Source organism: Natrarchaeobius chitinivorans, from assembly GCF_003841505.1.
Lineage (GTDB): Archaea > Halobacteriota > Halobacteria > Halobacteriales > Natrialbaceae > Natrarchaeobius > Natrarchaeobius chitinivorans.
Genome location: NZ_REGA01000023.1, coordinates 28579 through 41020 on the forward strand (window position 1 = coordinate 28579; position 12442 = coordinate 41020).

Consider the following 12442-nt stretch of genomic DNA (forward strand, 5'->3'; position numbering starts at 1 on the left):
TCTTATCGCCTCCTGAATCTGCGTAGTGCATAGGGAACGAACAGTGACCCTGTGGCGAGCGCGGTAGCAGCATAGAGCAGTGAGTCTGCGGATGATGACTGATCAGCTGATTCCACCTCCGATAGTTCGAAATTGGAGATGGCAGCCCGACTCGCTTCAGGATCTCCACCTGTGTGCCCGACACCCTCTCCGACAGGGACATCCTCAGGACATTCGGTCTCCGGATCGCCAGCGGTTCGTCCCTCGATACTGTTGCCACAGAGGATCGCCTGGTGCTCGGGGCCCTGCCCGGCATCCGACCCCGGGAAAAACGCAAGTCCCCATCCGTCCTCAAAGCCACTGATTTCGTTCCCGTAGATTGCATTCTCGGTGCCGACTCGTTCAGCAATCTTGTCATTGGGTGAATCCTCAGAAATCTCTGTCCCAACGTTGACCCCGTTTCCGTCCCCGTCCTGAATGAGACACCACCGCAAGGTACAACTGTAGCCTGAAAGCTTCACGGCCGAGACGGCCCAGTCCTGATCGTTCTGTGAGCCCCCACCGTCTGTGCAGTACTCGATCGTCACATCCTCCGCCCCTGCTTTCACATCAACAAGCTGCGAGTGCGAATGGCCAGCGGAGTTGTCAATGTGGTGAACGTGAATGTTTTGCGTTCGATCCCAGCCATCGAAATCATCTATTTGCTCGATATTTGTTCTGGCCGTTCCGATATAGACGATCTCGCCGTTGTGGTTCTCTTCGTCGGTCAGTTGCCACTTGGCACCGGCTCGTCCCGTCACTCTGAATGGGCCTATCTCGGCATCCTTCACGAAGTTCAGATTCACGAGCTGTCGTCCAGAGTTCCCTACTCCATGAGGTGCGATGACTGCACCTTCTACGTAGTCTTCGAGTTCGAAGCCGCTACCCGTAAGATGAACCAAGGGACCGTCACCGTATGCATCGGGATCTTCTGGATGATCCGGATCTGCAAGCCCGTCAATTGTGAGGCCAGTCACATGAACATGATCGCCAAGGATCACGAGCGCGGCTGGAGCTTGTGTGTCCGGATTCCACCGAAGCACCGCTTCAGGTGGTCCCGTCAACTCGATCGGGTTTTCTGGAGTGCCACTCTGCTCTATGACAACTAACTCTCGATACTCACCGGGAGTGACGTAGATCGTTTCTCCAGGTTGGACTCGTTCGACCGCTTCACCGATCGTCTCAATCGGCTCGTCCACAGTTCCCGGATTCCCATCGGATCCTGCTGAATCAACGATGACGGTACTTTCAGCCCGGAGTTCTTCTCCTGCGCTCAATCGAGTAGATCCTTTGGCATTCGCTGCCTTTGCCGTAGAAGTTCCTGCGACAAGAGTCCCACCACAGAGTCCAGCAAGAACGGAACGGCGGCGGACGGTTCCATCAGTCATAAGCACATGTATGACGCAAATAAATTCTAAACATATAATAGTATCCCGTAGACGGGCCTTGCGACGTATCCCTGGAGAGTTAATGTATACTGCGATTGTCCGTTTCCAGTCATATTAAAGTGAAAGTAAAGGGTGTTGACTCCGCTATTAAGCCATGCCACAAATATAAAAATTTAGATATGTCGTATTTATTACCGTTAAATTAGTTTTAAATCCCAGGTACGTGCTGCATTCGCGCTCTTCATTTTGCCCCGCTCTCGAAAGACGTACGAGTAATGGCATGAATCTCAGCGGTCAGTACGCACACGTAGGTACCGTAGAGCTTGAACTAAATGAACTCACTTGCAATGAGTATACTTATCCGATGACACATGTATTATCGGGTATGTACGACCTCACTGGCTTCCAGCGCGACTTGCTGTATGTAATTGCCGGTCAAGATGACCCACACGGCCTCGCAATCAAGGAAGAACTTGAAGAGTACTACGAAAAGGAAATTCATCACGGGCGGCTGTATCCTAATCTCGACACGCTCGTGGACAAAGGCCTTGTTGAGAAAGGGCAAGAAGACCGCCGGACGAACTTCTACTCAGAGACGCGCCGTGGTACTCGCGAGATCGAAGCTCGACGGAAGTGGGAAAATCAGTACGTTGATCTCGACTGAAAATATCCTTTTGACACTTAACCCTGTATAACAGCCAGGATGTACAAACCGAAAATTGAACAAGGAAGAGTTACAGTCTATCTCCGTAGATTGAATCGAAGCGAGTGCACACCGCCGAAATGCGATGAAGACAGCGATTGCTCCGATAGCGACACCAGTCCATTCTCCGTATGGCACACCGTATCCTAACAGGACTGTAGCAAGCCGTTCCCCGACAAATGCCATCGTCATGGTCCCATCTAAGCCAAGGAGAACCTCACAACGAAATTCCGCTCTATGATGTTCTGACTTATGTTAGATATCCATCATAAAACAAGATGAGTTTTCCTTCTGATGGTCAGTACGCATGTATAGTGTGTACCGGAGGCTCCCGTGGTAGCGGACCACTGCTTTACCGGAAAATACTCTCTCTCTATCCACAGAACCGTTTCTGACGACAATTCGGAAACTGGCCAAACCCATACAAGATATAGAGCATAGGTCGTATCAGACATGTTAGCCGGAAGACCTTAGTTTCTCTAGAATTATCTTTTCGTAAGGAGAGGTACTAAGCATGAAACTCCGTCAACCAACAGACTTTCTTATCCTTGAGGAACTTGAAGACAAAGGTCGGAACGTTGCGACGAATTTAGCCTCTCACACGGGGAAGACTCGCAAGAACATCAACACACGATTGCCGATGCTTGAAGACTACGGCCTCGTTCAGAAGATCGGCCCGTCCAAACGATCCGGATTGTATGAAATTACGTCTGACGGGAAGGTGGTACTTCTCTATCAGGATCAGTACGATCAAGTGGACAACTTCGAGGAACTAATCAAGGGACCCAACACCACTACCGACGAAAAGACCGATAATCCTCAGGCGAGTTTCGCTCGCGGAGAAGACGGGACTGAAGACATCTGAGCGACTCTATGGAAGCCCTCACAAGGTGAACCGTACTGCAGACAGAGCGTGAATGTGCCACGACGTTTAGAGAAGTTTAAAAGGCAGTGATCGGTCAGTTCAGGACACTCTCTTACTAAGAGATCCAGGTCATTCTGTCAAGTGGCGTTTCTCTCCTCCCAACCGAGACTCGTGATCGGACGGCACCCGGCAGCGAGCCAATTATATCCACCCTATGCGTCTCTCCCGCTAATGGCCTCGTTAGACATGGTGTTCGACTTGCTCAGCGACGAGCGACGCCGATATGCCCTGTAACTACCTCAAAGAACAGAACCGGCCTGTGGCCGTCGATGAACTCGCCGACGTGGTCGCCGACTGGGACGATTCCGCACCGACCGATGCGTCCGAACAACACATACAGATCGAACTCGAGCACAACCACCTTCCGAAAGCAACCGAAGTTGAGTACATCAAGTATAAGCCCGACTCTGGTCTCGTCGAAGTACAGGGCCCACCCCCATCGTTCAACGTTATCACCTCTATCGCCCGCGTGATCGAACAGCCGGCAGAAGATTGACGATGACTAGAAGTCGATCACATCGTAAAACTCGCCGTTCCTGTCGGGTAATATACCTATTTGCTCACTATCTGGGTCGGTAGAATACACGGTGGAATTCAACGCCCTGATCCAAATTCGGGCCGGGACCGTTGCCCGATTCATCCATCCACTCCACCCTGATCCCAGCGTGGTGACCCTTTCACGTGACACCAGCGAACTTGGTCATGAAAATCATCTGTCCGATTCTTCGCCGATTTCATGGTGAGCGGATTCGGTGACTCGACTACTGTTAACGCATACACTGTGATCGTAAGCGAAGCGCCACCACGATAATGGTCGTCATCCGTGTAGCTTTACTCCAGTCAGAAAACTCGCGAATTCGTCAAGGAGGAACTAGTTACCGCTCCTCAGCGGACGTCGTCACCCGAAGCTCAGTATCAACTTGGTAGAGGTATCCGCGATCAATCAGTCGCGCAATTGCATGTGCAGCGTCCGCTCGTTCAAGGCCCGCTGTCTCAGATGCAGAGAGCAACTCGACTGCTTGGTCACGGCTGATCGCCGGAACCTGGTCGTCCCTGTTACTGGCCTCTAAATCGGTGATGTGAGTCAAAAGCACAGCATATGCGTCTGTAATCCACTCGGGAAGCGGCGGACGCGGGTCGTCGACCAGAGACATGCTTCAATTAACCTGTATCTATCGTATTCAAGACCGTTCCGCTTAATTGTACTCCATAATTGAAAGAGAGTGGGCATTGAACGGCAGGAGCCGCGTTATTACGTTGGTACTATGAAACCGGTGAAATTAGGCTTCGGAGTCGGATTTGACGTGAACTTCGCCGCTCCCACTGACCACGATAGTGTAGCCTGCATACTGGAACGTAAGTTGTTCTACAGTGGATTCAGATCGTGACGTAAAGAGGTTGTTCAACGCCTCGGAATCGATTGCGTTGTAGAGCGGTGGCAGGTCAACGGGATCAGTATCTTCAACCTTTGCAACCGCCGAGACAACCGCGTAGACTGGCGTGTTCTCATCGTCGTCTCCCCATTCCGCGGCGGTGAGAACGTTCGCCGTAGTTGCACAGTCAGTTTCCTTGATCTCCGTGTGACTCTGTGACATTATCCGGTATTCCGGAGCCTATTATAAAATCTTTATCCAAGCATATTAGATCCATCATGATCGTTTATCCTGTTTGCGACTACGTCACTTTGGGTTGCATTTGAAGTGTCGCGTAACACGATCCGAAAAAACGGCTATCTCGTTGTGAAATTCCGTATCCAGATCTGGACTCATTTTCAAACGAATATTTATATTTTAAAATTGGGTTAAAAACCACCTGCACATGTAGATACGTCCTAAAAGTCGATCATCCTGATGATTACAATTACTCAGTTCATGGTGATCCGGCTATGGATGATTTGACCGGCTTCCAACGTGACCTGCTTTATGTCATCGCTGGGATTGAGCAACCGTCAGGTCAAGAAGTAAAGGGTGAGGTTGAAAGGTACTATGAGAGTGAGATCAATCACGGTCGCCTGTATCCGAACTTGGATACGCTCGTCAACAAGGAGTTAGTCGAGAAGGGGCAACTCGATCGCCGGACGAACTACTACGCCATCACCGATGCCGGGAAGGACGCAATCCAGGACCGACAGGAGTGGGAGCACCAATACGTCAATATGTAAGTCGACGTGCATTCGGACACAGCGGACGTTCACTGGCACCGTCGGTTGTATCAAAGAGAAGGCTTATACTGGCTGAATAGCGTCATCGGAGTATGTCCGCTGAGACTACCGACACTCTGCCACATCTCATTACTATCGTCGGCAGAGGCGTCCCTTCGAACTACGAAATCACCGTCGAGGGCAAGATTGAACTGATTGGTGCTGATCCACTCGAGGAAGCCACGGTCGTCACAGACCACGCTGCAGAGGGCGCGGTCGATATCGGAGTAATGCGGTTCCGATTTTCCGGTCAGATGGCAAACGTCCAGGTCGGTGACTGGAACGGCGTACCAGCACCAGACTCACCGAGCACACCAGGGGTCCACATCGATTACGGCGCACCCGCCCGAGACGGAACCTGATGTGTTTTCGGTCGCTCGACGGAGCTACTGGCGGCGGCTAGCTCGGGATGTGCTAGAGATGTGGAACCTAAGCTCTGACATCAGTAGTTTCAGTTTCACTGTGGTTGGGTCGCTTATATACTGTTCTAGGTTGGATACTGACTGTAGAGGAGGCAGACACACCACACCCAGTCGCAGTCACACGCGCTCCCCCTTTCACCCACTTGCAGTAACTCATGTCCACGACGAATCCACCCTCTCTCGGTACCTGCCCATTTTGCCACGCTGAGATCACGAGAACCGACGTGATTCTTGAATACGAAACAGACTCGGGACCGGCAGTATACGCCGAGTGTCCCGAGTGCCGAGACGTCGTGACTCCACAATAACCGCTGTCCCATGCTATTTGAAGAGATGAACCGGTTGCTGGCCCAGATAACCCAGACAGAGGTTGTCTACGAGTGCCGGCGCTGCGGAACCACTGTCGATAGCGATGCTGAAACCTGTCCAGCATGCGAATCAGACGCGATCGTCCAGCACCGGATCTCCTAACACATGCCATCAGAATACGACCGGATTCTGGATATTGTAGCGGAGAACCCGGGAGCTACCGTCGAGGAGATCACGGACCTGGCACATGATCGCGACATCACCGACACAGGTATCCCGAATCTCCTTTCAAATGCGGAAGGCAACGACGATCTTCTCGAGTTTAATGGACGGTACTGGGTAATGCGGACAGGCAAGTATCAGTTCCACCGCTACGACCACCCGGAAACCTAACTCTCCTTCCAAACCCAAATGTTGGGGGATTGGTATAAATCACTATGTCCCGATGAATATCGAGGATATATTCATCGGTAGGGTGCAGCAAAACACGGCGCTACAAGAATCGTGAGTAGACTATTAGTTAGCGATGATACGCTTGCCGGAGTGCATCTGCGGTCGCTGGTCCAGCCGGTATAAATCCTGACATCGAGGTGCTTGAGCGATGGCGCCAGGTGATTCTGATCCACACGACGTTCCCGGATCGGATCGCGCACTTGGTGTCGACGATTCGGTTCCTGACTCCGAGTACGGTAATCAAGGGAACTGTCCAGAACGCAGCGCCGTGGATAGCGGCCAACCTCCCAGCGACGAACTGCACGGAGCACTCCTCGAGACCGAACGCACACTCAGAACGGTTGACGAGCAACTGCCCGATCCACCGACGCTTAACAGTTCACTCACTGAACTCCGTGCCACTGTAGATGCGTATGCTCGGATCGATGTTGAGTATCGCGAGGATTGGGTCTAGGTCAACGTACTCAGCGATGCCATTCACCGGGGGGAAGTGACTCGCCAATCTCGAGTTCGGCAGCGATCTCGGACGGTTGTATGTCATACTCGATAAGACGATCAGCCGCCAACTGCCAAGCTCTGTTCGCAAGTTCTGGGTTGGCTTGCTCGTAGTGAACGGATAGTTCGGTGAGTGCGAGCGCAGTGAGTAGGTCGTCGCGTTTCTGGTGGCTGGTAGCGGACATCACCGAGATTGGCCTCGGTATCCCATATAAATCTCAGTAAGCTGGGGAGGGAGAGTCGGAAAGATACCACGCATCTATCGCCCACGAGGGGGCGAGGGGAGCCGCACGTGCGCGCTTCAACTATGGCTTCGGAACGGACCAGCGAGACACGGTCAGAGCATTGAGCAGCAGCCAACCCTGACGGTGAGGCCCCGCGGGCGAATCTCGAGGTAACAGTTTCGACTGATCGGGATCAGGCGTCAGTCGTCACACTCGTAGAGTATACCCTCGTCGAACTCACGCACGAGGCCGTTGGTGCCGTATTTGGCTCACGGCAGGTCAGGCATTCGACGCGCACGCATTACGTCGCCGTCGACGACGTCGGCGAACAGTTCCAGAAGCGGCACTTCGACGACCGTTAGGCTGGCACGAGACTACTGTCCCTCGACGAACTGTTCGTGACGAGCTCATCACCCAGCTCACGCGGTCGCCCTTGACGCCGGCGGAGCGCCCACGTGAGGCGGCAGCTATCGAGCCAGACACGTTCGCGGTGGAACTTGCGAACTCCAGACTCCATAGCGGTTAGTCTTAACCAACGTTTCGGACAGATAGCGGCACAGTGTTGGTTAATTCTGGAGCAGAATACTCTCTCGACCGCCGCCGCCACCCGGCCCTCGAGTGAGTGTGTCCTGGCTGCCGGTCGGCTCGTATGGCCGTCGCGACGGGTTTTATGGGGCCGCTACTCCTCGAGAGCGAGTATGGTAGTCGTCGAGCAAATCAGCCGATTGAGCGAGCGCCGCAACCAGATCTCGTCCGAGGCGTTTCCGGACGACGCACTGGCGTCGATTCAATCGGCCGTCGAAGCCGTCCCGACCAGCGTCTTCGACGGCTCGACGAAACACACGGAGGTCGGTGGATTTGATGCCGCGATCGCCGACGGCCTCTCGCAGTACGAGTACGAGGGGGACGCCGCCGGCGGCTACAACCCGAACTGCAAGCTCTGGTCGCATCAGGGGTTTAACTACAGCGTCGACCTCTACGACGCCGACACCCGCATCGCCATCGAGGTCGAGAAGAGTGAGCGGAAGAACGTCAGCGATGACCTCCTCAAGTTCCAGAAGGGGTACCGCACCCAGAAGGACGGGCAGCCGAAGATCGAGTTCGGCTGTCTGGTGGTGCCGGTGAACTATCTCGGCCGGCATAACCTCTACCAGCACAGCCTGACCAAGCTCGACTTCATGAAGGGCGTTCTGTTCATCGACGACGTCGCCGTCATCGGCTATCGCGACCCCAGGCCTGACTGACGCTGTCCGCCCTGACTGTTTGTCGGCGCCAGGAAGCGTGCGGCGCACGACAGCGGGCGCGGCGTGACTCACCATGACTGATCCAGATCCTCACGACGACACGAGTGCCGACTACGAACATTTCGAGACTGAACTGCTCGCTCAGGACCGCGACGTTGCCGGCGTCGACACGGCAGACGTCGACGACACGACGGCTCAGAACCTGGTCAACGAGCTCATCGACGCGGACGTCGTCACTCCAGTTCCCGAGGACCACGTTCTGGTTCACGAACCGAGCGGCGCCGCGTTCGACTCATCGACGCAGCTGGCCGTCTTCCATCGGGGCTGGACGGCCGGCCGCGACGCCGACGCGGAGGGCGAGTGATGCAACAGACCCTCGTCGGCTGCGCGTTCTGCGACGCCCCGCCCGGTACCGAGACTGGCGAGGCGCACACCTCGGGACAGGACGAGCGGGTCACCCACCCGATCTGCGTCGACTGTGCCATCCAGACGGAGCCGGATCCCGACGAGCGCGATCACGTCGCCCGTGACGGCTGTGGACTGATCGTCGACACGCTCGCGGCGCTCACCCGATTCCGGGTCGAACTGGGGCATCTGGAAGGTCCGTTGCAGTTGTGCGCCTGTTGTAGTCCGGGCGGGGTCGCGACGTACTGGACGCGTGACCTCGAGGAGCACCTCGTCGCAACGCCAGTGGAGTGACTCCATCTCTCAGTACGGAACCTATCCAACCCAAGTAACAAACATGCCAAACAGCTATATTCCAACAGTTCCAACACCAGTCTATGTCGAGCGGTACCATCGATATCGATGAGTTCGAAAACGCCGACGCCGACGAATTTGAGGAGCGGAATGACACCGAGCGGATCGTGCTGTTCCTCGACGAGCACGACGACCGTGCGTGGAAGGCGGCGACGATCGCCGAGCGACTCGGGCTGGATACGGACGCTGTCAGTGCTATCCTCTCCCGACTGAAGGAACGTGGGCTCGTGCGACACAAGCGCCCGTACTGGGCGATCACGGACGACGAGGAACGGCTCCAATCTGTCTACCGACTTCATCGACACCACGAGACTGCAGACGAACAGTACGGTGAGGAACGTCTTGAGGAGCTCCAGACCGACGAGATGGAGCAAGTACAGTGACTGCGTTCGAGGAACTGGAACGCGGCGACATCGTTTGGGGGACTGACCCACTCTCGGAGAAGGGGCGCCCGATGCTCGTTCTGGGAACCCCTCAACTCCCGAACCACGGTACCCAGCTCATCACAGTCCTGCTCTCCACGAAGACCTATCACGAAGAATCACTCCCACTTCGGGACGACGACTACGAGGGCGACCCACTCGGCGAACAAAGCCACGTCCTCCCGTGGTCGCTCGCGACCCTCAACAGTGCTGCAGACGTAGAACACTACCTGACCTCTCTCGTCGACGACCGCACCGAAGATGTGTCGAGCCAGTTGATCGGCTACATCTCCGCCTGAACGGACTTGGCTACCGCCAATAGCGACACCGAGAGCAGAGGACACCTCGACTACCGGTATTTGCTTCCCAGCAATTCGGCCATCTCGAGGCGTTCCCTCTTACCATGGCCCATTCGCTCCCGAGTGCGTACACATCACCAGCGTTCGTCGCCACGAGAACGACGCCGTTCACGACCGTCGATGCGGCATCGATCTCACCCAGAAGGACGCCACCAAAGTTCCGCTCGCGAGTTTCAAACGACCACCGCTCGGTCCCATTAGCCGCTGCCATCGCTCGAACGGTCCTGCCATCACCAAGGAGGACCTTCCCGTCAACGAGAACCGGTTCGGTCGCAACCTCAATCTTGTCCTCGACCCATTGCTCAGTGCCTGTTGGGTCGACGGCGACGAGGCCTCCCCCTGCCGGATGATCACACGATCGTCCGCGACGGCAGTAGACTGGCGCACTTTCTCGGGGAGTTCCCCTTTGGGCTATCCACCTCTTAGACGCGTGGTTGTCGCGACGCCGGCGGAGTGACCCCAAATACTCTTTACTGATTCGCTATAAACTGTAATCAGGGGCGAATCGTGTCACGCACCACAAACCGCGCCGACGGCGACATCGTCCGCGACTTCCTCTCGGTCGCAAACCTCCTCGAGGAGCCACAGCTCGCCCAGCTGTACTCGTATCTCGCCCGAGAGGGGGAGGTGACCGTCCAGAACGCGATAAAGGACCTCGAGCTTGCTCAGGGGACCGCCTACAGCTACGTCAACCGGCTCGTCGACGCCGGCGTCGTCAACGTTACCGACGACGAACAGCCGCGCCGATACACCGCCCGGGAGATCGATCTGACCGTGACGACGGCGGCGGACGACCGCGAGTACACGATCACGCCGGCGCTCATCGACTCCGTCGGCCGCCGCGAGACGAACGCCGACATCGACACCTACATCGACCGCCACGGCGTCGCCGGCCTCGCGACCGCGCTCACCTACGCGGTCGCCCGCGAACGCGGTGAGGTGACCCACCGGCTGATGGCGGAGGATCTCGATATCTCGCCGCTGGCTGCGGAGATGATTCTGCAGGCGCTCCGCCCCGTCGTCCACGAGCACTACGACATCGAGGAAGCTGGGGCGGGGCTCGACAAACTGGACATCGACGACGGCGACACGATTGACGACGCGTGAGCGCGCTCTACATCGCCGACACCGGTCTGTTCGTCGCGATGGGGCAGCCGTCGAATAGCCGGTACCAAGTTGTTCGGCGGGTCGCGCTGCGCCTCTGAGAGTTTGTGCGTCCACCTCCAAATTGCGCCGTTAGAACGGTCAATACCGAATGATTCGAAGACTGAGATGACCTCTCGGACCGACAATCCCATCGAATGCAGTCGCACCCGAACACCTGATCGGTGTCGGGGTGCGCCCGTTCTCCCAAACCTCATCACAGTCCATATCTAAAGTCTCTCTGAGCAGGTTGGCGAGTTGCATTGGCCACTTCTCGCCACCACCTGCTCGTTCCTCAAACTCTCATCTAGACAGTGCCTAGTTGGAGAAACTTCCAAGGCGTCGATGTTTATCTGCCCCTCAATGGGTGAGGGGCTTGGTGTTGAGGCGAGCTCCCCGTAATTCGGTGAGAACGATGGCAACTAGAGACATCTACGAAACTGGGTTCGATGAAGACGTTCAGGCAAAGTCGAATGCTAACCAATGTCCCGAATGTGACGGGCATGTCACTACGAACGCGGTCGAAACAGTCTGCGAGGACTGTGGGCTCGTTATTGACGAACAACGAATCGACCATGGCCCTGAATGGAGAACTCACGATCAAGACCAACGAAAGCGGACGGGCTCTCCACTGACTGCGACACGCCATGACCGAGGGCTTTCGACCGAGATCGGTCGCTGCAAAGATGCGAACGGGAACGAACTCTCCGGACGAAAGCGCCAGCAGCTATCCCGAATGCGGCGTGAACAGACTCGTGGTCGCTTCCAGTCGAAAGCCGAGCGAAACCTCGCACACGGCTTGGGTGAAGTTCGAAGAATCGCGAGCGTCCTCGAGCTCTCAGATTCGGTTCGTGACCAGGCGTGTCAACTGTTCCGGAGCGCTCAAACCGAAGACCTGCTACGAGGTCGATCGATCGAGGCGATAGCTGCAGCAAGCATCTACGGAGCCTGTCGCTGTAACGGCCACTCGCGGTTACTCGACGACGTCGTCGACGCGGCACGCGTTGAACAATCAAGAGTCACGAATGCCTATAAGACGTTGAATACAGAACTCGGACTGCCGACCCAGCCTGTTCGCCCTAGCGAATTCATCCCCCGTCTCGCGTCAGAACTCGATGTTCCAGCGTACATCCGACAGCGAGCTCAAAGGTTGGCTGAACAGTCGGAATCGACAGGAGTAGCGTCGGGTGTCAAGCCATCAGGATTCGCAGCCGCCTGTCTGTATAAGGCGGGTCGTGAAGAGGGACGATGGCTGACGCAGTCGGAAGTCGCTGCGGCGGCGAGCGTCACTGCAACGACCATCCGGTCGCATCAAGACACGTTAGAAGAGCAGATGACATCCTCCCCGGCGTGAACGCCGGGGTTTCCTCACGCTGGG

Annotated in this window: 19 protein-coding genes and 3 pseudogenes; 15 read left to right on the plus strand and 7 right to left on the minus strand. The window is 55.8% G+C overall.

What is annotated here, in order from left to right; all coding sequences use genetic code 11:
- Positions 1-2: 2 nt before the first annotated feature.
- Positions 3-1406 (minus strand): DUF1565 domain-containing protein, encoded by a 1404-nt coding sequence (locus EA473_RS19420; protein ID WP_124197295.1) that lies wholly within the window; start codon positions 1404-1406, stop codon positions 3-5.
- A 385-nt stretch (positions 1407-1791) separates the two neighbouring features.
- Here EA473_RS19420 and EA473_RS19425 point away from each other — a divergent pair, with 385 nt between their 5' ends.
- Positions 1792-2070 (plus strand): PadR family transcriptional regulator, encoded by a 279-nt coding sequence (locus EA473_RS19425; RefSeq protein ID WP_124197296.1) that lies wholly within the window; start codon positions 1792-1794, stop codon positions 2068-2070.
- Positions 2071-2140: 70 nt separating this feature from the next.
- On the opposite strand, the pseudogene EA473_RS22895 reads toward EA473_RS19425, so the two are convergent.
- A pseudogene (locus EA473_RS22895) lies at positions 2141-2363 on the minus strand (hypothetical protein).
- A gap of 260 nt (positions 2364-2623) precedes the next feature.
- On the opposite strand from EA473_RS22895, the gene EA473_RS19435 reads away from it, so the two are divergent.
- A complete protein-coding gene (locus tag EA473_RS19435) occupies positions 2624-2974 on the plus strand; it encodes a winged helix-turn-helix domain-containing protein (protein ID WP_124197297.1) in 351 nt (116 codons plus the stop codon).
- 283 nt (positions 2975-3257) lie between these two features.
- Positions 3258-3530 (plus strand): DUF7344 domain-containing protein, encoded by a 273-nt coding sequence (locus EA473_RS19440; protein WP_243645320.1) that lies wholly within the window; start codon positions 3258-3260, stop codon positions 3528-3530.
- A 379-nt stretch (positions 3531-3909) separates the two neighbouring features.
- Here EA473_RS19440 and EA473_RS19445 read toward each other — a convergent pair whose 3' ends face one another.
- Together EA473_RS19445 and EA473_RS19450 are read right to left on the minus strand one after the other, a co-directional pair.
- On the minus strand, positions 3910-4188 hold the full coding sequence (locus EA473_RS19445) for a hypothetical protein (protein ID WP_124197298.1): 279 nt from the start codon (positions 4186-4188) through the stop codon (positions 3910-3912).
- A 126-nt stretch (positions 4189-4314) separates the two neighbouring features.
- A complete protein-coding gene (locus tag EA473_RS19450; RefSeq protein ID WP_165875337.1) occupies positions 4315-4629 on the minus strand; it encodes a HalOD1 output domain-containing protein in 315 nt (104 codons plus the stop codon).
- A 290-nt stretch (positions 4630-4919) separates the two neighbouring features.
- Between EA473_RS19450 and EA473_RS19455 the strand changes: the two genes are divergently transcribed.
- The 4 genes from EA473_RS19455 to EA473_RS19465 all read left to right on the plus strand — a co-directional run bounded on the left by EA473_RS19455 (position 4920) and on the right by EA473_RS19465 (position 6358).
- A complete protein-coding gene (locus EA473_RS19455) occupies positions 4920-5195 on the plus strand; it encodes a PadR family transcriptional regulator (protein WP_124197299.1) in 276 nt (91 codons plus the stop codon).
- 92 nt (positions 5196-5287) lie between these two features.
- On the plus strand, positions 5288-5596 hold the full coding sequence (locus EA473_RS19460; protein WP_124197300.1) for a hypothetical protein: 309 nt from the start codon (positions 5288-5290) through the stop codon (positions 5594-5596).
- A 215-nt stretch (positions 5597-5811) separates the two neighbouring features.
- Positions 5812-5964, plus strand: coding sequence for a DUF7837 family putative zinc-binding protein (locus tag EA473_RS23420; RefSeq protein WP_449289220.1), 153 nt, complete (start codon positions 5812-5814; stop codon positions 5962-5964).
- A 166-nt stretch (positions 5965-6130) separates the two neighbouring features.
- Positions 6131-6358: a hypothetical protein gene (locus EA473_RS19465; RefSeq protein WP_124197301.1), complete on the plus strand. Its 228-nt coding sequence runs from the start codon at positions 6131-6133 to the stop codon at positions 6356-6358.
- A 524-nt stretch (positions 6359-6882) separates the two neighbouring features.
- Here EA473_RS19465 and EA473_RS22900 read toward each other — a convergent pair.
- Positions 6883-7098, minus strand: a complete 216-nt coding sequence (locus tag EA473_RS22900) for a hypothetical protein (RefSeq protein WP_124197303.1) — start codon at positions 7096-7098, stop codon at positions 6883-6885.
- A 122-nt stretch (positions 7099-7220) separates the two neighbouring features.
- On the opposite strand from EA473_RS22900, the pseudogene EA473_RS23280 reads away from it, so the two are divergent.
- From EA473_RS23280 to EA473_RS19505, 6 genes and pseudogenes are all read left to right on the plus strand, one after another.
- Positions 7221-7663: pseudogene (locus EA473_RS23280) on the plus strand (hypothetical protein).
- 172 nt (positions 7664-7835) lie between these two features.
- On the plus strand, positions 7836-8381 hold the full coding sequence (locus EA473_RS19485; RefSeq protein ID WP_124197304.1) for a hypothetical protein: 546 nt from the start codon (positions 7836-7838) through the stop codon (positions 8379-8381).
- A gap of 73 nt (positions 8382-8454) precedes the next feature.
- Positions 8455-8745: a hypothetical protein gene (locus EA473_RS19490; RefSeq protein WP_124197305.1), complete on the plus strand. Its 291-nt coding sequence runs from the start codon at positions 8455-8457 to the stop codon at positions 8743-8745.
- Positions 8745-9080 carry a DUF7558 family protein gene (locus EA473_RS19495; RefSeq protein WP_124197306.1) on the plus strand — a complete coding sequence of 112 codons (336 nt, stop codon included), beginning with the start codon at positions 8745-8747 and terminating at the stop codon, positions 9078-9080. The genes EA473_RS19490 and EA473_RS19495 overlap by 1 nt, the downstream gene beginning before the upstream one ends.
- Positions 9081-9163: 83 nt before the next feature.
- A complete protein-coding gene (locus EA473_RS19500) occupies positions 9164-9523 on the plus strand; it encodes a MarR family transcriptional regulator (RefSeq protein WP_124197307.1) in 360 nt (119 codons plus the stop codon).
- Complete coding sequence (locus EA473_RS19505; RefSeq protein ID WP_124197308.1) at positions 9520-9861, plus strand: type II toxin-antitoxin system PemK/MazF family toxin; 342 nt, start codon at positions 9520-9522, stop codon at positions 9859-9861. The genes EA473_RS19500 and EA473_RS19505 overlap by 4 nt, the downstream gene beginning before the upstream one ends.
- 10 nt (positions 9862-9871) lie before the next feature.
- Here EA473_RS19505 and EA473_RS23285 read toward each other — a convergent pair whose 3' ends face one another.
- A complete protein-coding gene (locus EA473_RS23285; protein ID WP_165875338.1) occupies positions 9872-10384 on the minus strand; it encodes an outer membrane protein assembly factor BamB family protein in 513 nt (170 codons plus the stop codon).
- A gap of 44 nt (positions 10385-10428) precedes the next feature.
- Here EA473_RS23285 and EA473_RS19515 point away from each other — a divergent pair, with 44 nt between their 5' ends.
- Positions 10429-11028, plus strand: a complete 600-nt coding sequence (locus tag EA473_RS19515; RefSeq protein ID WP_124197309.1) for a DUF7437 domain-containing protein — start codon at positions 10429-10431, stop codon at positions 11026-11028.
- A 74-nt stretch (positions 11029-11102) separates the two neighbouring features.
- On the opposite strand, the pseudogene EA473_RS19520 reads toward EA473_RS19515, so the two are convergent.
- A pseudogene (locus EA473_RS19520) lies at positions 11103-11328 on the minus strand (IS6 family transposase); the annotation flags it as partial.
- Between the two features lie 151 nt (positions 11329-11479).
- Between EA473_RS19520 and EA473_RS19525 the strand changes: the two are divergent.
- A complete protein-coding gene (locus EA473_RS19525) occupies positions 11480-12418 on the plus strand; it encodes a transcription initiation factor IIB (protein ID WP_124197310.1) in 939 nt (312 codons plus the stop codon).
- The last annotated feature ends 24 nt before the right edge of the window (positions 12419-12442 follow it).